This window comes from Ruegeria sp. AJ12 (assembly GCF_056536245.1).
In genome coordinates, this window is sequence record NZ_JBQFJJ010000001.1 from 3223099 (window position 1) to 3248203 (window position 25105).

Genomic DNA, 25105 nt, shown 5'->3' on the forward strand with positions numbered 1-25105 from the left:
TTACTTAAAGCGGTAGTTGATCCGACCTTTGGTCAGATCATAGGGGGTCATTTCGACCTGAACTTTGTCGCCGGCCAGAACACGGATGCGGTTCTTGCGCATCTTGCCTGCCGTATGTGCGATGATCTCATGGCCGTTTTCCAGCTCGACCCGAAACGTCGCATTAGGCAGGAGTTCCTTCACGACACCGGGAAATTCGAGCGTATCTTCCTTGGCCATGTTGTCTCCATCATTAGGTTTCACCCGCAGCTTGCACGGGTGTGCGCCTAAATGAGCCTATTTCGGCCCTATTTCAAGGGCGGAATCGTCTAGAGGGCACATATTGTGACTGAATCTGCGCGGGGCGTCTGCTCTGTCCAGTGCATTCGGTTCAGGACGCGCCCATCGGCCCGGACATTGGCAATCGCGGGCAGATCGACCTGCGCATAGGTCCACCCGGGTTCATTCAACACACCTTCGGACAGGACCCCCGTTTGAGGAAAGCCAACATCCGGCGGACCAAATACACCGCCGGTTCCGGTGCTCATATCCACCGCTTCCGACCAATCGTTGTTGCCAACCAGGGAAGACATCACCGTGACGCACTGGTTTTCCAGTGCCCGCGACATCGCTCCGATACGCACACGCCAATAACCAGACAAGGCCTCGGTACACGACGGAACAAGGATCAGATCCGCGTCCTGTAGGGCACGTCCCAACAGAGGGAACTCGCTGTCATAACAGATCAGCACGCCGATCTTGCCAAGCGCCGTATCAAACAGTTTGAGCGGGCCGCCGGGCGCGATATCCCAGGTTTCGCGCTCAAAGCGGGTCATGATCTGTTTGTCCTGATGGTTGAGGCCTCCGTCCGGCGCGTAGAACATGGCTCGGTTCACCGGGCGCACGGACCCGTCGATCACCGGGGCGGACGCGCCCAAGATGTATGTTTTGTACTCTTGTGCGAGGCGCCGATGCACATTTTGTACGTCTTCCATCCGGTCGGATACCGCACGGATCGAGCGTTCAAGGTCACCCGCGACTTCGGCCCCGTCCAGCGTCGAAAGCTCCATCGCACCGTATTCGGGAAAGACCAGCAACCCAGACCCCTGCCCTGCGGCCCTGGACACCCAAGTTTCCAGCTTGTCTTCGTACTGGGCCCAGCTGTCGAGCCAGTCGAGATTATAGGCTGCGGTTGCGACGTACATGGCGAGGTCCTCTAACTGGGCTTTTCGGCAAACCTTAAGTGCGAGGACAACACTCTGTATAGTGCAAGCAGCAGCGTACACGGTTTGGTGGAATACAAAACAGTCTGCGTTGTCATTAAACTGTTATGATCTTGGTCCTGCATAGACGGACGAATTTCAGCAAATGTACGAGGAATTTTACGATGAAGATTATGAACTGGAACATTGAATGGATGAACAATTGGTTCTCGGGCAACCACAATCCACAATGGGGTAGCAACGCGCTTAGCGCGGATGACGCGAGAGAAGTTGCGCAAAGGGTCGCCAACGTCATCCAAGACCTGGACCCGGACGTTTTGTGTTTGCAGGAAGGTCCAAGCGCAATCCAGGAGATGCAACTTTTTATCGACGGTTTTCTTTCGGAAAACGGTGTGCCCATCTATGATGCAATGATCGGCAAAGCCGGTGGCGCGCAGAAACTTTATGTTCTGTCAAAAAGGGGCGGCGCTGTTGCGTCCATTGATCACGCAACCGACGTGTTGACGCAAGAGTTGGAAGACACCTGGGAGGCGGATGTTGATGGCGACCTTCTGTTACAAGCCTACGATTTCACCCGGCTTCCGATGGTCGTGGATATCGACCCTCAGGCCGGGGATCCGTTACGGGTCGTGGTCCTTCACACCAAGTCCAAATACGTGCACAACGGCGAGGCGCTGTTCAACAATCCGGCCCGTCGTCACGAATTTATTGCTGCAGCAATGAAAGCGCGCCGCAGGATCTCAGCCGAGGGGTTTCGCCTGCGCACCTATCTGGACCGGCTCATTGAAAACAACGCTGATGAACGCGTGATCGTTACCGGAGACTGGAATGACGGTCCGGGACCCGACTTTTTCGAGCGACAGTATCTGACACATAACGTTGCAGATATCGTGCTGGGCAGCACCTTCTATCCGGATCTTATTTTTCGCCACCCCATTCTCGAACGCGTCCCGTCCACTGCGTTGTTCACCGCACGGTTCGATGACTTTGTCGACAATATTCAGGACCGGCCGCTCTTGTTAGACCATTTTGCAGTTTCTCCGGCCTTACACGGCGAAGTAAGTGATGCTGGAATCGCACATGCCGCGTTCGAGAACGAAATCGATGGCAGCGGCGCAGCCCGACGACAACGCGCGAGCGACCACCGGCCAATTTGGCTAGAACTCTAGGTTCGAAACGCCTGGGTCCGGGCACATAGAATCAAAGGTCCCGGATCCAGAACTGCATCGGCTTCGGCGTTTCGTCTGCCTCCCCGATGTCTTTCCAGGAAAATCGGGCGATGACCCCCGGCATTGGTGCATATCCCCGCGCCGTCCAGAATGCATCAAGTGGGCGGTAGTCGGCGGGCCACATGGGATGATCGACCGGGCGCTGTACGGCACAGAAGGCGCATTTGGTGAAACCGAGGCTGCGGGCGTGGGCTTCGCGCAGGTCAAAGAATGTGTGCCCGATGCCCTGCCCGCGATAGTCAGGCAACAGGACGGATTCGGCGCAGTAAAAGATGTCCGCGAGATCTAGGCCAGTGCCCTTGAACGCGGCCGCAAAATCATCGGCGTGCTCGGTAAGCGGTGATCCGGTTGAGGCCCCGACCAGCCTATCGCCGTCAAACGCACCAACCAGGATGGCCCGATTGCTGCCCTTGTAGGCCTGCAGATATTTGCGTTCGTAGGCGAGATCGCCGTCATAGAGATACGGCCAGGCCCGGAAGACCTCGATCCGCAACCGCGCCACATCGTCCAGCGCCCTTTCGAGCGCGGCGCCGGTCAGGGCGTGAACGGTTGCGACCTTAGCCATCCGAAACCTGTTTGGTCCAGTCGGCAAGGTTGTAGAACGTGGTCACGCGGGTGATTTTACCGTCTTTCAAGTCGAAGAAAGATCCCGCCGGCAGGCGGTAGGTCTGACCATGCGCTTGCGGCAAACCCTCATCCGTTTCCAGATAGGTGCCGTTGACGATGAATTCCGCTGCCGCCCGGCTTCCGCCATTGGCTTCGAAGATCATGATGTCGGTGAGGTTCTCCTTGTAGCAGTGGTTCATATGGGCACAGAAGGCCGCGAATTTGTCCTTGCCGACCCGGATTTGCCCCTCGTTCACGTGATGGGCCACATCGTCTGACAGGCAGGCCAGCATGCCGTTGACATCACCGGCATTGAAAGCGTCGAAATAGGTTCTGACGGTCTGGTTCATGTGTTCTCCGTTGGCTCGCCCCAGCTTGCTTTCAGGTGCTGGATGATCTGGTCGCGGGTTTGTCGATAATGATGTAGCTTTTGTTCGCGGGTCTCACCCATCCCGGTTGGGTCCATTATTGGCCAATAATCGACATCCAGATGAAAAATCCGGGTCAGTTCCAGCGCTTTTCGCTGACTGGCGGGGGACAGGGCAACAATCAGATCGAAGGAACTGAGATCATCGCCCCATTCCTGCATCTCATCAAACGACCGCGACCGGTGACGGGACAGTTCCACGTTGATTTCCTGACAGGCTGCAATGCAAAAGCCATCGATTTCCAGATCGTTGTAGACCCCCGCCGATTGCACATAGGTGCCCGTGCCATAAAACTTCTTCATGATCCCTTCGGCCATCGGTGACCGAACCGCGTTGTGGTCACAACAAAACAGGACCGACTGCGGCAGGGGCTTCACGTGTCAGCCCCCGAAATGCAGGACGCAGATCAGCGTGAACAGCCGACGGGCGGTATCGGTGTCGACATCGGCCTTACCCTCAAGCCGTTCCTGCAACACGCGGCTGCCTTCGTTGTGAATCCCGCGCCGGGCCATGTCGATCGTCTCGATCTGGCTGGGCGGCAGGGATTTCACCGCGTCGAAATAACTTTCGCAGATCTGGAAATAGTCCTTTACCACCTGTCGAAAAGGCCCAAGCGACAGATGGAACTCGGCCGCTTTCTCGCTTTCTTCCGTTGCTATGTCAAAAACCAGTCGCTTGTCGCGAATGGACAGCTGCACGTGATATGGACCGTCCGGCACCGCGCGGTCGTCCCGGTTGGGCAGCGCGAAAGTATTTTCCTCAAGCAGATCAAAGATGGCGACCTTCCGCTCCTGCTCGATCTCGGGCGTTGGCGGCGGCAGATTTCTGTCATCCAGTTCGATATGCGAAATTCGGGTCATTTTCCTGCGGTCCGTTCAAGTCAGGCAAGACCTATAACAAGCGCATCGAATGGGCAACGCTGCGAAGCCAGACATGGTGACGACGCAGTGTTCTTTCAGTCGTTCAGGCGATCCAGGCGCGCCAAAACGGATAATCCATGCGCCTCGAGGCTTTCGGATTGGGCCAGTTGAGCTGCGGCTGGTCCGATGGCGCGCAATGCTTGCGGCGTCATCTGGCTAAGGGTCGTGCGTTTGAGAAAATCCATAACACTCAGGCCAGACGAGAACCGGGCCGAGCGGGCCGTCGGCAGCACGTGGTTGGGACCGCCGACATAATCGCCGATGGCTTCGGGTGTGTACTGGCCCAGAAAGATTGCGCCCGCATGGACGGTTTTCCGGCTCAACTCGGCCGGGTCGGCGACGCAAAGTTCGAGGTGTTCCGGCGCAATGCGATTGGAGAGCGTCGCCGCCTCGTCCAGATCACGCACGGTGATAACCGCGCCGAAATCCCGCCAGCTGGCACCTGCGATGGCCCGGCGCTGCAGGGATTGCAGACGATTTTCGACAGCCCGCGCCACGGCCTGACCGAAATCGGCGTCATCCGTGATCAGGATCGATTGGGCACTTTCATCGTGTTCGGCCTGGCTGAGCAGGTCCAAGGCGATCCAGTCAGCGTCGTTGTCCTTGTCGGCAATCACCAAAATTTCCGAAGGCCCCGCAATCATGTCGATACCGACCTTGCCGAACACACGCCGCTTGGCCGCCGCAACGAAAGCGTTACCTGGCCCGGTGATCTTGTCGACCGGTGCGATGCTCTCGGTTCCATAGGCCAGCGCGGCAATCGCCTGCGCACCGCCGATGCGGTAGATCGTGTCGACACCGGACACCTGAGCGGCCAACAGAACCAATGGGTTGATCTGCCCATCCGGCGTCGGCACAGCGATGGCCAATCGTTCTACGCCCGCTACTTTGGCAGGAATTGCGTTCATCAGAACAGATGACGGATAAGACGCCAGACCACCCGGTACATAGAGCCCGGCAGCAGAAACAGCCGACCAACGCCAGCCCAAAGTCGCACCGGTGTCGTCCGTCCATTCCTGATCGGACGGCATTTGTTTTTCGTGATAGGCCCGGATGCGCGCAGCAGCCAGTTCCAACGCTGCCCGATCCTGTTCCGACACTTGCGCGACGGCACGAGCGATATCGTCAGGGCGGAAGGCCAGTGTGTCCGGTGTCAGCTCTACCCGGTCGAATTTCGCGGTCAGTTCGATGACGGCTGCATCACCACGGTTTCGCACATCTTCGATGATGTCAGCTGCGACGTTGTCCACATCCGGGCTGTCTTCGCGTTTGGCGGACAGCAGCACCTGAAAGGCTGTGTCAAAGTCTGGCGATGTTGTGTCGAGGAAAACGGGCATTCTGGCTCTCCGGGCGTTTCAGCGGGACATACCGTCAGGCGGTGTCGGCCTCAAGCCTTACTCCGATAGATGCAGCGATTTGCGCATGGGAAACTGGGGAATGCCGTTCCACTCGCCCGGTTCGTTTGCCAATTGCCAATCGTGTTTCTGATAGAAGTCTCTCGCGGTGCGCGTCGCCTCCAGATGAGCCTCTGCGCAACCGCAACAGATCAGTCGCCGTTCCAGCCGGGCCAGCAACGCTGCACCAATCCCATAACCTGTGTGATCCGGATCGACATACAGCAAGGTGATCTTCCCTGTCTCCAACAAACCACCCACAGCGGCCACTTGCCCGTTGTGTTCGGCTAGCCAGATCTGCGCACCCGGTTTTATCCAACCCCGTATCGTTGCCGGGTCTTTGCCAGCGGTCCAACGCTTCAGATGCTGAGGATCATTGTTGTGATCTGCCGTGCACAGCATGGTGATCGACCGGATCAGAACGCGGCTGAGATCGAAGACATCGAAAACCGTGGCGGGGCGCAGTACGACCCCTTCGGGTGTTTTGCAAAACGCCTGCGCTATGCCCCGCTTGTTTTGCATCTATTCCGCATGGCGCGGAGCCTGACCCGATGGCGCGCGGTAGGGCCGGGTCACATCCTTGAGCGTCACCGCCAGAGCTTCGACCGTCAGACGAATTGCCCCATCGCCCGCCAGCGTCAGCAAGACCTGACCGGCACCGTCCTCACCAGGCTCGAAATCAACAGACAATAGAGACAGCACCATGTCAGGGTCGCGGCGGTCGATTCCCTGGCTGGACACCGACAACACGGAATCGAATACCAAAACAGACTGAACACGTTCAAACGGTCTGTCACGGCGCGCTGCGGCGTCTTTGTCTTCCCAGCGAAACCGGTTGAGCAGCAGCGCGAACCGGCGCTCGGACGGGCGCCACGTCATCTCGGTGGCGGGAAAAACAGCGTCTTGAGAAAGAGTTGAAACAATTTGCAAATCATCTGCATCCTCTGCCCCCAGATACAGCGGGGCTTCGCGCCCGTCTTCGAAACTTGCGTCCGTCATTGGCCTTTGATCCGTTCAATCTTTGCGCCTACGCCTTCCAGCTTGCGCACCACATGTTCATATCCGCGGTCCAGATGATACACCCGGCTGACCGTGGTTTCACCCTCGGCGGCCAGCCCGGCCAGGATCAGGGACACGGACGCCCGCAGATCGGTGGCCATAACCGGCGCACCCTTCAGTTGGTCTACACCGGTAACAGTCGCCGTTCCGCCGTGCACCTCGATATTCGCACCCATGCGCACCAGCTCGGGGGCGTGCATGAACCGGTTCTCGAAAATGCGTTCTTCGAGCACCGAAACACCCTCGGCCGTGCACATCAGCGCCATCATCTGCGCCTGCAAATCCGTGGGAAAGCCCGGGAACGGCTCTGTGACCACATCCACCGAAGTGACCCGCCCATTCTTGCGTGAGACTTTCAGACCATTGTCCGTCTCTTCCACACTGACACCGGCCGCATCCAGTTTGCCCGCGAAGGATTCGACGAGGTTCATCCGGCCACCCAGTAACTCCACGTCACCGCCACAGATCGCCGGGGCCAGCATATAGGTACCAAGCTCAATCCGGTCGGTCACAACCTGATGCGTCGCGCCGTGCAGGCGGTCCACGCCCTGAATTTCAATCGTTGACGACCCCTCGCCGGAAATCTGAGCGCCCATTTTGCGCAGGCATTCGACCAGATCGACAATCTCGGGCTCGCGCGCTGCGTTTTTCAAGACTGTGGTGCCTTTGGCCAAGGTTGCGGCCATGACGATGTTCTCGGTCGCCCCGACAGAGGCAAACCGCATCTCATGCACGGCCCCTTTCAGCCCACCTGGAGCCTTGGCGTGCAGATACCCGTCTCTGAGTTCGATCTCTGCGCCCAGCGCCTCGAGCCCCTCCACATGCAGGTCCATGGGACGTGCGCCGATGGCACAACCGCCCGGCAGCGATACAACCGCCTGCCCCAAACGCGCCAGCATCGGACCCAGAACAAGGTTCGAGGCCCGCATCTTGCGCACGATGTCATAATCCGCCGTGTGGCTGGTCAGATCGTGGCTGGACATCGCAATGACCTGACCATCCTGCAAGGACGACACCTCGGCGCCCAGAGACTGCAGCAGCGCTGTCATGGTTTTGATATCGCTGAGCCGCGGCGCATTGGTCAGTGTCAGCGGTTCTTCGCTGAGTAACGTCGCCGGCATCAGCGTCAGACACGCATTCTTGGCCCCCGCAATCGGTATCTGACCGTTGAGCGGCCCGTTGCCCGTCACCAGTATCGAATCCATCTGCTCTTATCCCTCATCCTTGCCGGCTTTGTCGTCCGAACCCGCACGGGCCCTGGCCTGCGCCTTGCGCCGCGCAAGGTTGGCCTTGAGTGCAGCCTTGAGCCTGTCTTCGCGTGCGCTCTCGGATTTGCCGTGTTTTTTTGGTGAACATTTGTCTGCCATTGTCTTTCTCTACAGGAGGCGAAAAAAACCGTCCAGACACCCTTGCGCGCTGTATCGTTTAAGTCTAATCACCCGCCCACAGCGCTGCTGTAGCTCAGAGGTAGAGCACTCCCTTGGTAAGGGAGAGGTCGAGAGTTCAATTCTCTCCAGCAGCACCATCGCTCCCTGATACAGCTCTGAAATCAGCTTGGGTTGGCACCGAAGCCCTTCGCGCCCCAATCGCGGATTCTACCGAAAACCCCACATGACCTTACGTAAACTCCTCAAAAATTAATGTTTTGGGGGTTTTTGAACCAACAAGTGACATGATGTCGCAATAGTTAAGTCAATATTCGCTTTTATCAGCGAATAATCCTGCTGAACCGTTTACTAGTCCAGTTTTAACGAGGGGGTACATCGGCGGGATCAGGGGGTGAGCGAAGTTGCCGCTTGCATACGCGATCTGGCCTTGTTGCTCGCCCCCGATCTGGGGAGCCCTCACAACTCGGGTCGAACCTGCCGGGCAGGCCATCAAGACATCAGTCAATCTTGTTTTTCTGCGCATGGGGGGTGACCCCAAAGCTCGACCGATACACGCGCGAAAAATGACCGGGGTTCTCAAAACCGCAGGCCACGGCGACCTGAGTGACCGAGGATTCGGTTTGCAGCAGCAGTTTCTGCGCCCGCGCGAGGCGCATTTCCATGAAATACTTCTTGGGCGATGTATTCAGGTATTTTCCAAACAACCTTTCGAGTTGCCGGGTTGATATCCCCAATTCCACGGCAATGTCCGAGGGCGACACCGGCGACTCGATACTGTCCTGCATAAGGTCGATGGCCTTGGCCAGATGCGCGTTACGCATTCCGTTGCGCGACTGCAAGGATACACGCTGTTTCGCGGTGGCGTTGCGCACGGCGTTATAGACCATCTGGTCCGCCACCTCGATCGCCAGATCCTCGCCATGGTCCTGCCCTATCAGATGTAGCATCAGGTCGGCCGTCGCGGTTCCGCCCGAGGCCGTGATATGTTTTTCGTCGGCCACAAAGACACTGCGGACCAGATTCACCTCGGGAAACGCCTCGGAAAAGGCGTCGTGGTATTCCCAGTGAATGGCGGCCTTCATGCCGTTCAGAAACCCGGCCTCGGCCAACAACCACGCGCCGGAGCAGAGCGCGCCGATGGCAGTTCCCTTGGCCCGTTCCCGCCGCAATGTCGCCAGCAACGGGCGCGTGACGTGATCGCGCATATGAATACCGGACAAGACGAACAACTGATCGCATTTGGGCAGCGCGCCCAATCCGCCATGCACCAGGGTCACCGATCCGTTCGAACATACCGCGTGCTCTCCGTGTTCGGACACGAACGACCAGCTATACAATTCCTCTTCGCTGGACCAGTTCGCGATCCGTAGCGGTTCGACGGCGCAGGAGAACGCGAGATGCGAAAACTCTTCGACCAGAATGAAGGTGATGTGCCTGGTCCGGCGCATTGGATGTCCTGTTCTATGGGGCAGTGCGCACCAGCGTCCTCTGCCGTTTTTGATTTGATGCGCCATGCTGCACGATTTTTTTCTGTATACAACTTGTATTTTTTTCGAATACAAAATGAAACAGTCCTGAACCGGGCGCGATTCGCCCGATCCGGTATGCCGACATGAGATGGTCAGGGTATGAGAGACGAGAGCAATTCGCGCAAAGCAGCACTGACAGAACACCTCAAGGTGTCAATTCTGACGATGCGGCTGCAACCCGGTGCCGATCTGGACGAAGCGCAACTGTCCGATGCGTTTGGTCTGTCCCGGACGCCACTGCGCGAAGTCTTCCGGCAATTGGCCGGCGAAGGCTACCTGGACCTGCGCACAAACCGCAGCGCGCGCGTCTCAGAGATGTCTCACACCACGCTGCGCGACTTTTTTCTGGCAGCGCCAATGATCTACGGGGCAATCCTGCGACTGGCCGCTCTCAACGCGACGACTGCGCAGATCGAAGAATTGAAAGAAGCGCAGCAGGCGTTCAAGGCGGCTCTGCGGTCCGGATCGAGTGCGGACCGGGCGCTTGCCAACACCCGGTTCCATGACGTGACCGGCGCGATGTCCGGCAATGTCTATCTGTTGCCGTCGTTCAACCGGTTGCTGATCGACCATGCGCGGATCGGCATGACGTTTTACCGCCCGCAGGATCCCGAGATGTCGGATAATCTGTCCACCGCCAGCCAGCAGCACGACGCCATCATCGCTGCCATCGAAGCCCGGGACGACACGGCCGCAGCGCGGCTTGCCGATGAACACTGGAGCCTGTCCCGGGACCAAATCGAGCTTTTTGTGATGCCAGAGCCGCTGGACGTCCCTATGGGCAGCGCGCCTCAGTCGAAACCCGCATGAGGACAGAATGACCCCGATATTCAGATTTGAAGGCATCTATACCCCGGTGGTCACCCCTTACCACGTGGATGGCAGCGTGAACTGGGACGCGCTGGCGCAGGTCGTCGAATACCTGATCGCACACGGCGTACATGGTCTGATCTCGGGCGGGTCAACCGGCGAGAACTATGCTCAAACCGTAGAAGAACGGTTGGAGCTTGCAACGTTCACGCGTGAGCAATCAAAGGGCCGGGTACCTCTGGTGGTCGGCACGGGTGCGATGCTGACACCGGATTCAATCGCCCTAGCCTCCGGTGCAAGAGAGATCGGCGCGGATGCGATTCTGCTGGCCAGCCCCCCCTACTCGGTCCCGACTGACCGCGAAAACGCGCTGAACGCGCTGGCCATCGACAAGGCTGCTGACCTTCCGGTGATGCTGTACAACTACCCGCATCGCACCGGCACGATGATGGGCGCGGAGTTCCTCGACCGAGTGGGCCGCAGCCGGAATTTCTGCGGCATCAAGGAAAGCTCGGGCGATATCAACCGGGTGCACCTGCTGGCGCGGGACTATCCGCATATCCAGTTGGGATGTGGCATGGATGATCAGGCCTTGGAGTTTTTCGCCTGGGGCGCACCGTTCTGGGTGTGTGGCGGGTCGAACTTTCTGCCTTCGGAACACGTGGCGCTGTATCAGGCCTGCGCCATCGAGGGCAATTTTGCCAAGGGCCGCCGGATCATGAGCGCGATGATGCCCCTGATGCGGGTACTGGAACAGGGCGGCAAGTTCATACAGACCATCAAACATGGTGTGACCATGAATGGGATCGACGCGGGTGTCATGCGGCCGCCACTTAAGGGACTGAACAAGGATGACAAGCGCGCATTGGAACAGGTGACGCGCGTGCTGAAGAAGACCATCGCTGACATCGTGGCCGAAGGGTAAGAGACATGGATCTGCTGACACGGGACGAATACAAATCCATCGCCGCAGGCCTGACCCTACCGACCGGGGCCTTCATCGACGGCGCGTTCCGTCCGGCGATCTCGGGCGAAACCTTTGAGACGGTGAACCCGGCCACTGGCGACAAACTGGCCGATGTCGCGTCTTGCGGAGCGGCAGACGTGGATTTCGCCGTTGAAAAGGCGCGCGAGGCGTTTGACGATGGCCGTTGGAGCAAGATGCACCCTTCCGACCGCAAGGCTGTTCTGATCCGATTGTGCAAGCTGATGACCCGCAACGCCCGCGAACTGGCGGTGATAGAAAGCATCGACAGCGGCAAGACCATCTACGACTGCGAGACCGTAGACCTGCCCGAGACGATCCACTGCCTGAAATGGCATGCCGAGGCGATCGACAAGATCTACGACCAGGCTTCCCCCGCCAGCGACGATCACATCGCCATGGTAATACGCGAACCGATTGGTGTTGTGGGGTTGGTGCTGCCGTGGAACTTCCCGCTGCTGATGCTGGCGTGGAAGATCGGGCCCGCGCTGGCAGCGGGCTGCTCGGTGGTGGTGAAACCGGCACAGGAAACCACGCTGACCGCCTTGCGCCTGGCGGAACTGGCGATGGAGGTCGGCCTGCCGCGCGGTGTGCTGAACATCGTTCCGGGTGGTGGGGCGGAGGTAGGCGAACCCATCGGGCGGCATATGGATATCGACATGGTGTCCTTCACCGGCTCGACAGTGACAGGTAAGCGGTTCCTGACCTACTCGGCGGAAAGCAACGCCAAAGAGGTGGTTCTCGAGATGGGCGGCAAAAACCCCGCCATTGTGATGGATGATGCCGAGAACCTCGACCGCGTCGCGGCGCATGTTGTCAATGGCGCGTTCTGGAATATGGGCGAGAATTGCTCGGCCGCGTCACGCCTGATCGTACACAAGGATGTAAAGGCCGAACTGCTGGAGCGGATCGCGCACCACGCCAAACAATGGAATATCGGCGATCCGCTGGACCCGGAAACCCGCATGGGGGCGCTGGTCAGCCAAAGCCACTACACCAAGGTCTGTGATTATCTGGAACAGGCCGAGACTGTGGTTATCGGGGGCAAAGCCGAAAAAGGGTTTGTCGAGGCCACGGTCGTTGAAGTTCCCGGCAATGACGCGACACTTGCCCGCGAGGAAATCTTTGGCCCGATCCTGTCGGTGATCGAGGTGTCCGGTTTTGACGAAGCCATCAGGATCGCCAATGACACCGAATACGGCCTGTGCGCCTCGATCTTCACTGCGAATGCAAAGCGCGCGATCCGTGGCGCGCGTGCGATCCGGGCGGGCACCGTCACCGTCAACAGCTTTGGCGAAGGGGACATCACCACGCCATTTGGAGGCTATAAGCAATCCGGCTTTGGCGGTCGGGACAACTCGGTCCACGCGCATGATCAATACACTCAGCTCAAAACCATCTGGATCGATCTGGCAGACGATGCCGACGAGGCAGTGGATTGAAGCGCTACGGGGCCAGACGCCTACCAAGGCAGACCGGCCCGGCAGGCTGGAACGCCATTCTGCCGCCGCAAACATCGTGCCCTGAACTGGACAGGGACCAGACCGCCGACATCACAATCGTTGGCGGTGGTTTTGCAGGTCTGTCGGCGGCGCGGCGGCTGCACCAGCTTGATCCATCCTTGACAATTGCCTTGCTTGAAGCCGGGCGTCTGGCCGAAGGATCCGCAGGCCGCAATTCAGGCTTCATGATCGATCTGCCACACGATCTGGCGTCGGACAACTACGCGGGCGACGGGATCGAGGCGGACCGGGCGACCATCGCCCTGAACCGCCGCGCCATCGGCTTTGCAACCGACGTCGCGACGGAGTGTAATCTGACGCAAGAGGCGTTTGATCCCTGTGGCAAATTCAATGCTGCGGCAACACGGGCCGGTGACGCGCACAATCGGAACTTCGCACAGCATCTTGAAAGACTGGGTGAACCGCACACACTGTATGACGGCCCGCAGATGAAAGAGATCACCGGCAGTCCACACTACACGTCCGGCCTTTATGCACCGGGTACGGTCATGATCCAGCCCGCCGCATATGTTCGGGCACTGTCCGGGCGTCTGGCCGGGCAAATCAACATGTATGAAAACTCACCGGTCACCGGCTTTGAGCGGCAAGGGTCAGGCTGGATCGTGAAAACGCCCAAGGCGCCGGTCAGGACCGGCCGCATCATTCTGGCCAACAACGGTCATGTGGAGAGTTTTGGATTTTACCAGCGGCGCTTGATGCATGTTTGTCTGTACGCGTCGATGACAGAACGGCTGACCCCCGATCAGATCGCGACCCTGGGCGGTCAATCTCGCTGGGCAGTGACACCAGCAAACCCGATGGGCACCTCGGTCCGGCGCGTTTCCGGCAGCTATGGGGATCGTATCCTGATCCGGACCTGTTCGAGCTTTCATCCCACAATCGAAACCTCGCAGATGCGGTTGCGCAATGCCGGACGGGTGCATGACCGAAAGTTTCGCGAACGCTTCCCGCATCTGCCTCAGGTGCGAATGGAGCATCGCTGGGCAGGCATGCTGTGCCTCAGCCGCAACGGGTCGGCAGCGTTTGGAGAACTTGAAAGCGGCGTCTACTCGGCCTGCTGCCAAAACGGGTTGGGCATTGCACGGGGCACATTGCAGGGCATGGGTGTGGCAGAAATGCTGATGGGGAATGGCTCGGAGATTGCGGCACATTTTCTGGCGCAACCGCGCGCCCCGCGCCTGCCGCCAGAGCCTTTTGCGTCACTCGGGGCAAACAGCTACCTGATGTGGAAGGAATGGCGGTCAGGAAAAGAGTGAAGGCCGGATAAGCCCCGGCCAGTTGTTTAAAAACTCTGGTTCAACTCATCCGCCGCCGGGATTTCCCGCTCGCGCCGGGCAATGTAGTCCAGCAGTTCCTCGTTCTTGGCCGGGTCCAGAGTGGGCTCCTGATATTCGGCCAGCAGCTTGCGTGCATGTTTCAAAGCGCGTTCGGTGATTTCCACCTCACCTTCCGCAACCCATTGTTCAATCGAATTATTGTCGAACAGTTCGGGCATGAAGAACGCATCCTGGAAATTGTCCTGCGTGTGTGGATGGCCCAGGTAATGGCCTCCGGGGCCGACATCCGGAATAGCGGCCAGCGCCTGATTGAAGTCACCCCATTTCGGCCCTTCGGCCATGCGGTAGGCCATGGCGCATTGCTCGGCATCGACAATGAACTTGGCGACAGAACAATGCATTCCCGCCTCGTTCCAGCCAGCACTGTGCCAGATGTAATTTGCTCCGGCATGGATCACGGCGCTTAGCGTAGTGGCGGACTCGTAACCGGCCTGCGCGTCAAAAGTCTTGGCACCGCCCAGCGTGTTCGACGTACGCCACGGCACTCCGTAGTGGCGCGCCATCTGGCCGATCATGAAGTTCATCAGGCTGATCTCGGGCGTGCCGGCCATTGGCGCCCCGGATCTCATCGACACGGTCGAAAGGTAGTGCCCGTAGATTGCAGGCGCGCCCTTTCGGATCACCTGTGTGTAGGCCAACGCGCTCAATGCCTCAGCGTTCAGTTGCGCTACGGTGGCTGGAACACTGGCAGGCGTATTGGCGCCACCCAAAACGAAAGGCGAGCACAGGACGGGCTGATTGCGGCGACAAAAGGCGCGCATCGCCCCCAGCATCGTCTCATCCCAAACCAGTGGCGAGTTGCCGTTGCAGTTTCCGGTGGTGACAGGGTGATCCTCAAGAAAGTCCTCGCCAAACAGGATGGCGCACATCTCCATTACATCCTCGGCATTTCTGGGCGAGGTGGTCATGCCCATGAAGGTTTTGTCCGAGTGTTTCATCGACGAATAGGTGATGCGCAAATGGCGCTGACTGATCGGGTGATCATAAGGCTCGACGATGTGATGTGCCGAGGAATGCAGCGCGGGCAGCATGTGGCTGAGCTTGTGAAACATCGCCAGATCGTCCAGCGTCGGGTTGCGGCGGTCATCGTCAAGATCGCGCAGGAACGGCGCGCCAGTCATCGGCACGAAGATCGAGTGCTTTCCGCCCAACCGCACGTTCTTTTTCGGGTTGCGGGCATGGTAGGTGAAATCCGACGGGATGCTGGCGATCAGCTCGCGCACCAACCCCCGGTCGAGAAAGACCCGCTCGCCCTCGACCTTGGCGCCCGCTCGTTTCCAATCTTCCACTGCAATGGGGTCGCGGAACTGGACACCAACATTTTCCAGAATGTCCATCGAAGCCGCATCGATGCGTTCAACCTGCGTGCCATCCATCACTTCGCAGAGCGGTATGCCGCGGGTCAGCCCCGGCAGCATATCAAAATTCGGAGCGGTGCGCGCGGCGCGGCGGGCTGAGCGTCCACCGGACCGGGTGGGGGTACGGATATTCACGGGGCAATCCTCCAGTCTTATGCCTCAGATTGGGGGAGTTGGCGGAACTGCACCTCACTGATTGCGAAACCTGTTTGCAGGAAGCGACACATGCCCCGCACGCAAAATGCCGCCCCGATCCGGGGCGGCATTGCATGCGTCAGATACGGTTGTGTCTACTCAGCCGCCTGCGTGGCAGCGCCGTGCTTGTCACGCTGGCCATCGCGGAACAGCGCCTTGCCCAGCGCAATGCACATCAGGCCCATCACCATGGTAAAGGGCAGTGCGCCAATGATCATCGCGTTGCGCAGCGCGTCCATCGGGTTGTTGTCACCCGCCGCGAGGATCAGCGCGCCGATCACAGCCGTCAGGATGACACCCCAGATGATGCGGTGCTTGACGCCGGTTTCCTGGCTGCCACCGGACATGATGGTGTTCATCACCAGAATGCCCGAGTCCGCAGATGTCACCAGGAAGGTCATGATCAGGATCACGCACATCACGTTCAGCATGGACAGCAGACCGCCATCGATCATGTAGGACAGGGTCACGAACAGCTTGTTGGTGTTCGACGCACCGATGATCGCGCCTTCGGCCGCGCCTGCCAGTTCCAGATCGATTGCGGTACCGCCCAGAACCGTCATCCACGCAAAGCAGACCAGTGCCGGAGCAAAGACACAGCCCAGAATGAACTCGCGCACCGTGCGACCTTTGGAGATACGCGCCAGGAACAGACCCACAAAGGGCGAGAAGGCAATCCACCAGGCCCAGTAGAACGTGGTCCAACCCGCCTGCCAGCCAAACTGGCGTCCCTGCTCACCCGCCGCATACACAGCCGCCAGCGTGTCGGCATCCAGTTCAGCCGCAGCACCGGTCAGGCCGTCTTTGAACCCGTCGAAGCTGCCCCAGGCATTGGTCGCGCCGCCGATCAGGTCATCAGCATGCTGTTGTGCCGCCTCGGGCAGGGCCGCAGCGAAGGCATCCGCCGACAATGGACCGTATGCACCGAAGCTGAGCGACAGGAAGTTCAGGATGTAATCGACCATCGCCGTGCCATAGGTGGTCATGGCAAAGACGAACGAGCCAAAGATCACGAACGTCCCCAGCAGGATGATCGACAGGACAAGGTTCAGGTTCGACAGGTATTTGACACCACGTCCCACACCGGACACCGCCGAGATGATCGACAGGCCCATGATCACGACCAGACCTGATATCAGGCCAACCTTGCTGGGGGTCGGAACTTCTCCACCCAGATCCATTACCCACTCCATTCCGGTGATCGCATAGAGACCGTCAATGAACTGGCTCACGCCATAGCCGATGGTTACCGAAACGCCAAGGATGGTGGCCACCACGCCCAGCACGTCGACCACATGGCCCAGAAAGCCGTTCATCAGCTTCCCAAACAACGGTGTCAGTGCCGACCGGATCGTCAGCGGCATGTTGCGTGTATAGGCGTAATAGGCCAGTGACAGGCCGGTCACGACATAGATCGCCCAGGCGTGAAAGCCGTAATGCAGGTAGGTAAAGCGGTAGGCCGATTGCAGCGCCTCGGGTGTGTTCCCTTCAATCGAGCCGGACACCACAACAGGGTTCGACCCCCACAGGCCCAATGGTTCGGCAGTGGCAAACACCATCAGACCGACGCCGAGACCGGCGCCGAACATCATCGAAAACCACGAGAAGTTCGAAAACTCGGGCTTTTCACCGGGTGTGCCCATGATTCGGCGACCGGTGGCTGGAATGATGGCGACAACCACGAGAAAAAAGAAAAACAACCCAACAATGATGACGTAGAAGCCGTTGAAGGATTCAAGCAGCCTTCCGTTCCAGCTGCCGAGTGTGCTGTTGGCATTGGCCGGAAAGACCAAAGCCCACAGCACAAGGGCAACCATGATACCCTTACTGATCAGGGCAATTGGCACACTGTAGTTTTCGTAGAACCCGGCATTCGCCGTTTCTATCTCCAGGTCCGTAAAGGGTTCTGGTACCGACATGATTTCCTCCGTGTTGTCGTTCCATTTTTGGAGCCCATTTTTTGTTTTTGCGTGGGCTCGCGGTTTTATTCGAATTTTGGGCGTTCGGTCTCACGTTGAGGATCAAGGACGCCATACGTGCGTATCGCGCTGCCATCCGATCCTGCAGATTACCTACCCATTTCACTTCCTTCGCTGGTTCCGGACCGTCCGGATCAAAAGGTCGCTTTCCGTGGAACCGGGTAGCTGGGATGGGTTCGCACACCTTAAGAAAGCATCGAATTCGATATTTCTTGGCTCGCCTGCCTATAGCCTCGCGGTTGCAAAAGTCCGACCATAACCGACACTTTGCGCGGATTTGACGACCCGAAACTAAAACTTGACCGCCAAATGCACCTTCGGACCATCATTTGCTGGTCTTCAACGGTAAAAATTCTAATAGTCAGACGAATTGGCCTAAACCGTAACCAACTGCCTGAACCATCATGTCCAGACGCCATTATAACCTGCCGCCTCTGACCACACTGTCCGCTTTTGAGGCGGCAGCCCGCCACCTAAGTTTTAAAAACGCCGCCGAGGAACTGTCAGTCACCCCCGGTGCCGTCAGCCACCAGATCAAAGCACTGGAAGGTGATCTGGACGCCCAGCTGTTTCAGCGAAAACATCGCGGAGTCGAATTGACCGACGATGGCAAGGCCCTCTACGAGGCGCTGTCCACGTCTTTTGGCCGTATTTCCCAGACCCTGTCCAAAATCCGAGACCATAGGTCCGGAGGAAAAGTCACGGTGGGGTCGACAACGGCAGTGGCGGCGCTTTGGCTGTCGCCCGCAATCATCCGGTTCTGGCGCGACACACCGGATGTCAGTGTGGACCAGATCTCGCAGGATCGCCCCTTCCGGGACCGCCCAGATCTGGATTTTTTCATACGATACGGGCGTGACAGCGACCCAAGCCTGTCACACACACCCCTCTTTCGGGACCACCTTGTCCCGGTCGCAAGCCCTGAACTGGCGGACAGACTGACAGGCGCGTCGCTAGAGCAACTGGCAGCGCAACGACTGATCCACCTGGAATCCGAGGATCGGACTTGGACGACGTGGCCGGACTGGTTTCAGCAACTCGGCTGTGCGGGCACAGTGCCCGTCGAGTCGCGCGTCAACAGCTATTCTGTCGCTCTGCAACTTGCGAGCAAAGGGGCCGGTCTGGTCCTTGGGTGGCAACGCTTGATCCACCCAATGTTGCAATCGGGAAAGCTGGCCCCAATCGGGCCTCATCACCTGACAGCGCCCAATCAGTTCTACCTTGTCGGCCGCCCGGATGAGGATCTGTCAGACAACGCCCGCGCGCTCAAAAACTGGATCATCCACGAGGTTCATCAGCCCTCGGTTTAGATCATCTAAACCCTTGATGAGCTTTTCTGATATTGCGACGCGCCCTGTCCATACGCCAAGACGAAATGGTCAGGGTAGTCCCAGCCTCAGGAGAGTTCGATGAACAAGCACAGCCCGCTGTCATCCGTGCTGACCGATGTGAACACGGCAAACGGTCTGCCGAACGGACATTATGTCGATCCGCAAGTCTTTGCCGAAGAAAAGCACTCGGTCCTGTTTGCAAACTGGTCGGGTATCGGGTTCGGGAAGGACGTTCCCGAGGCGGGCGATGCCAAACCGGTCGATTTCCTGGGCATGCCGCTGCTGATCGTCCGGGACCGAGACGGTGAGATCGGCGTGTTTCAGAACACTTGCCGGCATCGTGGAATGATCCTGGTGGATGCGCCGAAAAAAATCGGCGGTGCCATCAGATGCCCCTATCACAGCTGGTGTTACAGCCTGAAGGGCGAATTGCGCGCGACGCCGCACGTGGGCGGCCCGGGCCAAAACAAACATGAGGATGTCGATGCCAAGGATTTAGGATTGGTGCGCATCCGGTCGCATGTCTGGCGGGATGTGATTTTTGTCAACGTCGATGGCAATGCTCCGGAGTTTGAGGAGGCTCATGGCGCCCTGCTTGAGCGGTGGAAAGAGTTCGAGCAGCCGGTTTTTCACGGCGGCGATGTGTCTTCATTTAAGCTTGAGGTCAAAACCAACTGGAAGCTGGCCGTCGAAAACTACTGCGAGAGCTACCATTTGCCCTGGGTGCATCCCGGCCTCAACAGCTATTCCCGGCTGGAAGATCACTACAATATCGAAGCCCGGGGACATTATTCCGGGCAAGGCACACTGGTGTACCGCCAACTGACCGATCAGGACGGCGCGACCTTGCCCGATTTCGCTGGTCTCAGCGACAAATGGGATGAAGGGGCCGAGTACATCGCGCTATACCCCAACGTGTTGCTGGGTGTGCAGCGCGACCACAGCTTTGCAATCATTCTTGAACCGGTGGATCAGGAGAACACTGTCGAGCATATCGAGCTTTATTACGCCAAAAGCGAGGCGGACACGCCTGAGCATGATGGCCTGCGCGCGTCGAATGCGCAGTTGTGGAAGACCGTGTTCGAAGAAGACATCTTTGTGGTCGAGGGTATGCAGAAAGGCCGGCATGGCATGCTGTTTGATGGCGGGCGTTTCTCGCCTGCTATGGACGGGCCGACCCACAACTTCCATCGCTGGATAGCGACGCAGGTTGAAAAAGGACGATCCGGTTAGGTCGGGCGATCCATGAACAAAGTGGCTTTGGACAAGCTCCTGTTGGACGCTCATTCCAGGAATGACCATGCAGACCTTGTCCGTTTCTACACCATGGCTGCAGATGACTGCGAAGGTGCCGGTGACAGGGATGCAGCCTGTTTCTACCTGACGCACGCCTTCGTCTTTGCGCTTGAGGCCGGCGCACCCGAGGCCGATGCGCTGAACGCGCGCCTGGTCGCGCACGGTCGGGCGCACAGGCTTGAGTTCTAACGCCAGTTTGGTGCGGGATACACCGCATCTCGCCCATACGAACCCTTTCGACGCACGGAGGGGCTGACCCAACGGGACCCTGTTCACAACCCTCATACCATTTATAGTCTTTGGGTACGGCGTTGGGAGGAACAGGCGCGTGGGTCACGCAACAGATATGCTGATTGTCGGAGCCGGGTTTTCCGGGCTGACGATGGCATTGGAGGCCCGCAGGCGCGGACTCGGTGACATCGCCATTCTGGAAAAGGCCGATGATATCGGCGGAACGTGGCGGGAGAACACCTATCCGGGCGTGGCCTGTGATATCCCGTCACACCTGTATTCGATGGCAACCCATCTCAACCCGGACTGGAGCCGGGCCTATGCGGGCGGTGCCGAGATACAGGCCTATCTGCAAAAAGTTGCGCGTGACGAAGGGCTGTATGACCTGTGCCATTTCCGGCAGGAGTTGAAGTCCGCCAGTTGGGACGGCGCCCGCTGGCAAGTGGAAACGCAAAGCGGGCAACGCTGGTCCGCCCGGTTTCTGGTCTCGGCCGTAGGTGCGCTGCATGTTCCCAGCATACCGGACATCCCCGGCGCGGACAGTTTCCCCGGCCCCCGCTTTCATTCGGCCCAGTGGGACCACGACGCGGACTTGGACAACAAACGGATCGCAGTGATCGGTACAGGTGCCTCGGCCGTGCAATTTGTGCCCGAGATAGCCAAACAAGCCGAACACATCACCATTTTCCAACGCAGCGCACCATACGTGCTGCCGCGACCGGATGGCCCGATCGCACCGTGGGTCCGACGCCTCTACGCCCGCTTCCCGGTGCTCCCTCGGATCAGACGAAAACTCATCTTTGCTGTCTTCGAGTTTCGTCACCGTGTCTTTCGAGGCGAGAAACGCATGGTGAATTTTGCCATGAAAATGTGGCGCCAGTCTCTGGAAGGCGCGATATCCGATCCGGCCATGCGAGAGCGGTTGACACCGCACTACAGGATTGGCTGCAAGCGGATTCTCAGCTCGAACGACTGGTATCCCGCATTGGCCCGCGACAATGTCACCGTTGTTCCACACGGGGTGGTTTCGATAGACGGGGACCGCATCAGAGCCGCGGATGGCAACGAAACGCAGGCCGATGTTTTGATCTGGGGCACCGGGTTTCATGTGACCGACGTCGTGGACCGGCTGGACATTACCGGAGCAGATAACCTGACGTTGCGCACGGCCTGGGCGGAGGGGATGCAAGCCAACCTCGGCACGGCGATTGCCGGGTTTCCCAACTTTTTCATCCTGCTCGGACCGCATACCGGGCTTGGTCATAACTCGGTTGTTCTGATGATCGAAGCACAGGTCGCACATATCGGGCGCGTCCTGGATGAGATGCAGGCCAAAGGCTTGCCAGCCGTCACGCCTGACCCTGCAAAACAGACTGCGTTTACGCATGAAATGCAGGAGCGCCACTCCGACAGCGTCTGGCAAACCGGTGGCTGTACTTCGTGGTATCAGGATGCCCAAGGGCGGAACACGACACTATGGCCGGGAACTGTTGGCGAGTTTCAGAAACGCATGGCACAGTGCGGGTTGGAGCAATACCTGCCCGCACCTGTCAAAAACGGAGATCGTTGAAATGACGACCTTGCTGATTGTTATCGCGGTCTTCGCGGCCTTCTTGCTAGGTATGAACCTCTGGACCCGTCGCCTGACTCGGCAGGGCCTGAAAACCGTACCGCAGCTTGGTGAGGTGGTCCTCGTTCAGGGCGGCCGTATTCACTACGTTGAAAAAGGCAACCCCGACGCGCGGACCATTGTCATGATCCACGGTCTGGCAGGGCAGTTGCAGCATTTTACTTATGCATTGGTGGATCTGCTGGCTGACGACTATCACGTGATTGCGCTGGATCGTCCGGGATGCGGTTATTCCACCCGTGATGCCGCCGAACTGGGTCGTCTGCCCGAACAGGCCCGGATGATCGAGGAATTCCTTGACAAAAAAGGTGTTTCAGATGTTGTTCTGGTCGGGCATTCGCTGGGCGGCGCGGTCTCTTTGTCGATGGCGTTGAACCATCCTGATCGCGTGGCGGCGCTGGCCCTTCTGGCACCGCTGACGCACAAGCTGCCGGACACGCCCGCTGTATTCAAACCGATGGAGATTCGCACCGGATGGCTGCGCAACCTGATCGGCAATACGCTTGCCGTACCACTAGCGGCAAAAACGGCGCCGCGGGCCCTTGGCACAGTCTTTGACCCTGAAACACCACCCGAAGACTTTCTGGATCGCGCGGGCGGTGCGCTTGGATTGAGACCATCCGCTTTTATCACCGCATCGCAGGATGTGGTCGGGGTGGATGAGAGCATCGAGGCGCAGAGCAAACGGTATCCCGAACTGAAAGCTCCGGGCGGTATCCTTTACGGTGCGCAAGATGCGATCCTATCACCCACTTGGCACGGAGCGCCAATGACCGATTTTGGCCTGTCTTTTGAAGAGATTGAAGAACGGGGTCATATGATCCTTATCACGGCACCTGATGCCTGCGCGGAGTTCATCCGCCGGATCACTCAATCGGCAACTGATCCGTCAAAGGCAAAGCGTACTACAGTTGATGAAAGCGTCTGAAAGAAACAGTGTGGGCCCGGTGTTTTCCCTCTTGACCCTTACATGCCCCTCCCTTACATCGCCTGTCACTCGTGGCGGAGTAGCTCAGTTGGTTAGAGCAGCGGAATCATAATCCGCGTGTCGGGGGTTCAAGTCCCTCCTCCGCTACCATTAATCCCCACCAAAGGTTCTATAGGTTCGCCAAGGATAGCTGACAGGTGGCCGGTTATGTCCACCATCACACCATTCCCGGTATCCGGGTGGATCGTGATTGATGCCACTAGATTTCGGATTTGTTCGATGGCCTCGGCATCATCCGAAGCGTCCAGATCGGGATGCGATAGGCGCTGTGCCAGACTATCCACCAGCACCGCGAAATTCGCCACCGCCTTGGGGTGCAGTTCGACAACCGGAACATCAATCTTGGCTGACGACAGGGCGTCATTGGCGCTATTGTACGCCTCTTGGGCTTCGGCAATTCGGGCTTTCGCATCCGGCCCGTCTGACACCCCGTCTGCGTACAGGTTCACGAGCCGTTCCAGCCGCGATCTGGTGCGTGACACATTGCGTTCCAGATTGTCCAGCTGACTGACGCTCTGCGCCGACAGGCGTTTTCGCTCTTCCCGATAGGCGCGCACGTATTCTTTCAGGTATTCAGGATGGCGCAGTTGATCAGTCAACGATGCCAGAACCTCTTTTTCGATAATGTCGATCCGATAGGTGGCGCTATTGGTGCACGAGCGACTTTCCTTGAACGTCGAACACCTGACCCGCACGGCTTGGCCGCGCCGGTCATGAATCGACATTCCGCCGCCGCATCTTCCACACTTGATTATGCCGGAAAACACTCGGTTTGGTTTGCGGGATAGTCTCCCCTTGTGGTGCTTGGCCCCGGCTTCGGCCTTCTTGATCGCGACGGCCTTGAACGTGTCCGCATCCACAATCCGCAGATCAGGTGCGTCTGCGATCTTCCATTCCGATTCCGGGTTTGGTCGGCTGATGCGCCTGCCAGTATCCGGGTTGCGTACCATCTGAACGCGATTCCAAACAAGCTGGCCGTTATAGAGCGGGTTCAGCAGCATCCCGTGGCCGCGTGTGCCGTTGCCATTGATGGTTGAAGCATTCCACCGTGTCCCTCGTGGCGATGGGATGCCGTCAGCGTTCAGCCCAGCTGCGATCTCACGCGGTTTTTTCCCGTTCATATATTCATCGAAAATCCGGCGCACGATTTCCGCCTCGGAATCAACGATATTCAGTTCGCCGGGTTTGCCTGGAACCGGTTCGTAACCATAGGCCCGTCCGCCAGCGCTGCGCCCGTGGCGCACGACACCCGTCATGCCGCGTCGGACTTTGCCTTTGTGGCCGCGCAGGAACATTTCGCCCATAATTCCGTGCAACCCGATCTTGAGCGGGTCGGCCCGACCGTCATGGACGGCAAGGATATCGATACCGGCAAATTCGAGACGCTTATACAGCCCCGCGAGGTCTTCCTGATCCCGGCTGATACGGTCCAGAGCTTCCACCACCAGAACGTCAAAGGCCCCTTCCCTAGCGGCGTTCATCATGTCCAGCAAGCCATCACGGCCTATGATCGATGCGGAGGTTTTCGCCCTGTCGGAATAGACCTTGGCGACGCTTAGTCCTTCTCGGGCGCAGTAATCCCGGCAGAGCTGTACCTGATCTTCAATTGACCTGTCTGATTGCAGGTCGGTTGAGAACCGCGCGTAGATCGCGGCGCGTCGTCTGTCTGCGATTTGCATTTGGTCTG

General features: G+C 58.5%; 25 protein-coding genes and 2 tRNA genes. 12 read left to right on the forward strand and 15 right to left on the reverse strand.

All coding sequences use genetic code 11. From position 1 onward, the window contains the following. Positions 1-219 carry a translation initiation factor IF-1 gene (gene infA / locus ACR3E0_RS16085; protein ID WP_005978431.1) on the reverse strand — a complete coding sequence of 73 codons (219 nt, stop codon included), beginning with the start codon at positions 217-219 and terminating at the stop codon, positions 1-3. An 89-nt stretch (positions 220-308) separates the two neighbouring features. After that, positions 309-1184 (reverse strand): carbon-nitrogen hydrolase family protein, encoded by an 876-nt coding sequence (locus tag ACR3E0_RS16090; RefSeq protein ID WP_480479827.1) that lies wholly within the window; start codon positions 1182-1184, stop codon positions 309-311. A gap of 191 nt (positions 1185-1375) precedes the next feature. Here ACR3E0_RS16090 and ACR3E0_RS16095 point away from each other — a divergent pair, with 191 nt between their 5' ends. Beyond that, positions 1376-2371, forward strand: a complete 996-nt coding sequence (locus ACR3E0_RS16095) for an endonuclease/exonuclease/phosphatase family protein (RefSeq protein ID WP_480481067.1) — start codon at positions 1376-1378, stop codon at positions 2369-2371. A 31-nt stretch (positions 2372-2402) separates the two neighbouring features. On the opposite strand, the gene ACR3E0_RS16100 is transcribed toward ACR3E0_RS16095, so the two are convergent. The 9 genes from ACR3E0_RS16100 to ACR3E0_RS16140 all read right to left on the reverse strand — a co-directional run bounded on the left by ACR3E0_RS16100 (position 2403) and on the right by ACR3E0_RS16140 (position 8205). After that, positions 2403-2996: a GNAT family N-acetyltransferase gene (locus ACR3E0_RS16100; protein ID WP_480479828.1), complete on the reverse strand. Its 594-nt coding sequence runs from the start codon at positions 2994-2996 to the stop codon at positions 2403-2405. Beyond that, positions 2989-3387: a ketosteroid isomerase-related protein gene (locus tag ACR3E0_RS16105; RefSeq protein WP_480479830.1), complete on the reverse strand. Its 399-nt coding sequence runs from the start codon at positions 3385-3387 to the stop codon at positions 2989-2991. The genes ACR3E0_RS16100 and ACR3E0_RS16105 overlap by 8 nt, the downstream gene beginning before the upstream one ends. Continuing rightward, a complete protein-coding gene (locus ACR3E0_RS16110) occupies positions 3384-3842 on the reverse strand; it encodes an arsenate-mycothiol transferase ArsC (protein ID WP_480479832.1) in 459 nt (152 codons plus the stop codon). Before ACR3E0_RS16110 ends, ACR3E0_RS16105 begins: the two co-directional genes overlap by 4 nt. 3 nt (positions 3843-3845) lie before the next feature. Then, positions 3846-4325, reverse strand: coding sequence for a UPF0262 family protein (locus ACR3E0_RS16115; protein ID WP_480479834.1), 480 nt, complete (start codon positions 4323-4325; stop codon positions 3846-3848). Between the two features lie 95 nt (positions 4326-4420). After that, a complete protein-coding gene (gene hisD, locus ACR3E0_RS16120) occupies positions 4421-5722 on the reverse strand; it encodes a histidinol dehydrogenase (RefSeq protein ID WP_480479836.1) in 1302 nt (433 codons plus the stop codon). Between the two features lie 57 nt (positions 5723-5779). Further along, complete coding sequence (locus tag ACR3E0_RS16125; protein WP_480479838.1) at positions 5780-6301, reverse strand: GNAT family N-acetyltransferase; 522 nt, start codon at positions 6299-6301, stop codon at positions 5780-5782. Further along, positions 6302-6778, reverse strand: a complete 477-nt coding sequence (locus tag ACR3E0_RS16130) for a DUF2948 family protein (protein ID WP_480479839.1) — start codon at positions 6776-6778, stop codon at positions 6302-6304. After that, positions 6775-8043, reverse strand: coding sequence for a UDP-N-acetylglucosamine 1-carboxyvinyltransferase (gene murA / locus ACR3E0_RS16135; protein WP_480479840.1), 1269 nt, complete (start codon positions 8041-8043; stop codon positions 6775-6777). The genes ACR3E0_RS16130 and murA overlap by 4 nt, the downstream gene beginning before the upstream one ends. A gap of 6 nt (positions 8044-8049) precedes the next feature. Next, positions 8050-8205 carry a hypothetical protein gene (locus ACR3E0_RS16140; protein WP_480479842.1) on the reverse strand — a complete coding sequence of 52 codons (156 nt, stop codon included), beginning with the start codon at positions 8203-8205 and terminating at the stop codon, positions 8050-8052. Between the two features lie 83 nt (positions 8206-8288). Here ACR3E0_RS16140 and ACR3E0_RS16145 point away from each other — a divergent pair. Further along, positions 8289-8363 (forward strand) — tRNA-Thr (locus ACR3E0_RS16145). 360 nt (positions 8364-8723) lie between these two features. Here the strand turns inward: ACR3E0_RS16145 and ACR3E0_RS16150 are convergent. Continuing rightward, positions 8724-9674: a GlxA family transcriptional regulator gene (locus ACR3E0_RS16150; RefSeq protein ID WP_480479843.1), complete on the reverse strand. Its 951-nt coding sequence runs from the start codon at positions 9672-9674 to the stop codon at positions 8724-8726. A gap of 180 nt (positions 9675-9854) precedes the next feature. Between ACR3E0_RS16150 and ACR3E0_RS16155 the strand changes: the two genes are divergently transcribed. Genes ACR3E0_RS16155 through ACR3E0_RS16170 form a run of 4 tightly spaced genes read left to right on the forward strand, consistent with a single transcriptional unit; the run spans position 9855 to position 14329 of the window. Further along, positions 9855-10565 carry a GntR family transcriptional regulator gene (locus ACR3E0_RS16155; RefSeq protein WP_480479844.1) on the forward strand — a complete coding sequence of 237 codons (711 nt, stop codon included), beginning with the start codon at positions 9855-9857 and terminating at the stop codon, positions 10563-10565. A 7-nt stretch (positions 10566-10572) separates the two neighbouring features. Beyond that, entirely contained in the window at positions 10573-11490 is a 918-nt protein-coding gene (locus ACR3E0_RS16160; protein ID WP_480479845.1) for a dihydrodipicolinate synthase family protein, read from the forward strand. Between the two features lie 5 nt (positions 11491-11495). Beyond that, positions 11496-12992 carry an aldehyde dehydrogenase gene (locus tag ACR3E0_RS16165; protein ID WP_480479846.1) on the forward strand — a complete coding sequence of 499 codons (1497 nt, stop codon included), beginning with the start codon at positions 11496-11498 and terminating at the stop codon, positions 12990-12992. Then, complete coding sequence (locus ACR3E0_RS16170) at positions 12989-14329, forward strand: NAD(P)/FAD-dependent oxidoreductase (RefSeq protein WP_480479847.1); 1341 nt, start codon at positions 12989-12991, stop codon at positions 14327-14329. Before ACR3E0_RS16165 ends, ACR3E0_RS16170 begins: the two co-directional genes overlap by 4 nt. A gap of 26 nt (positions 14330-14355) precedes the next feature. Here the strand turns inward: ACR3E0_RS16170 and ACR3E0_RS16175 are convergent, their stop codons facing one another. Then, positions 14356-15903 (reverse strand): trimethylamine methyltransferase family protein, encoded by a 1548-nt coding sequence (locus ACR3E0_RS16175; RefSeq protein ID WP_480479848.1) that lies wholly within the window; start codon positions 15901-15903, stop codon positions 14356-14358. A 155-nt stretch (positions 15904-16058) separates the two neighbouring features. Further along, complete coding sequence (locus ACR3E0_RS16180; RefSeq protein WP_480479849.1) at positions 16059-17882, reverse strand: BCCT family transporter; 1824 nt, start codon at positions 17880-17882, stop codon at positions 16059-16061. Positions 17883-18346: 464 nt separating this feature from the next. Here ACR3E0_RS16180 and ACR3E0_RS16185 point away from each other — a divergent pair, with 464 nt between their 5' ends. The 6 genes from ACR3E0_RS16185 to ACR3E0_RS16210 all read left to right on the forward strand — a co-directional run bounded on the left by ACR3E0_RS16185 (position 18347) and on the right by ACR3E0_RS16210 (position 23508). After that, the gene (locus ACR3E0_RS16185) at positions 18347-19252 is read left to right on the forward strand and encodes a LysR substrate-binding domain-containing protein (RefSeq protein WP_480479850.1); all 906 of its coding nucleotides are present in this window, start codon (positions 18347-18349) and stop codon (positions 19250-19252) included. A gap of 99 nt (positions 19253-19351) precedes the next feature. Next, positions 19352-20506, forward strand: a complete 1155-nt coding sequence (locus tag ACR3E0_RS16190) for an aromatic ring-hydroxylating oxygenase subunit alpha (RefSeq protein WP_480479852.1) — start codon at positions 19352-19354, stop codon at positions 20504-20506. A gap of 12 nt (positions 20507-20518) precedes the next feature. Beyond that, positions 20519-20758 (forward strand): hypothetical protein, encoded by a 240-nt coding sequence (locus tag ACR3E0_RS16195; protein WP_480479853.1) that lies wholly within the window; start codon positions 20519-20521, stop codon positions 20756-20758. A 139-nt stretch (positions 20759-20897) separates the two neighbouring features. Next, the gene (locus ACR3E0_RS16200; RefSeq protein WP_480479854.1) at positions 20898-22370 is read left to right on the forward strand and encodes a flavin-containing monooxygenase; all 1473 of its coding nucleotides are present in this window, start codon (positions 20898-20900) and stop codon (positions 22368-22370) included. Between the two features lies 1 nt (position 22371). Continuing rightward, positions 22372-23358 (forward strand): alpha/beta fold hydrolase, encoded by a 987-nt coding sequence (locus ACR3E0_RS16205; RefSeq protein WP_480479855.1) that lies wholly within the window; start codon positions 22372-22374, stop codon positions 23356-23358. Between the two features lie 73 nt (positions 23359-23431). Then, a tRNA-Met gene (locus ACR3E0_RS16210) sits at positions 23432-23508 on the forward strand. Here the strand turns inward: ACR3E0_RS16210 and ACR3E0_RS16215 are convergent. Continuing rightward, complete coding sequence (locus tag ACR3E0_RS16215; protein ID WP_480479856.1) at positions 23487-25097, reverse strand: recombinase family protein; 1611 nt, start codon at positions 25095-25097, stop codon at positions 23487-23489. The genes ACR3E0_RS16210 and ACR3E0_RS16215 overlap by 22 nt on opposite strands. Between the last annotated feature and the right edge of the window lie 8 nt (positions 25098-25105).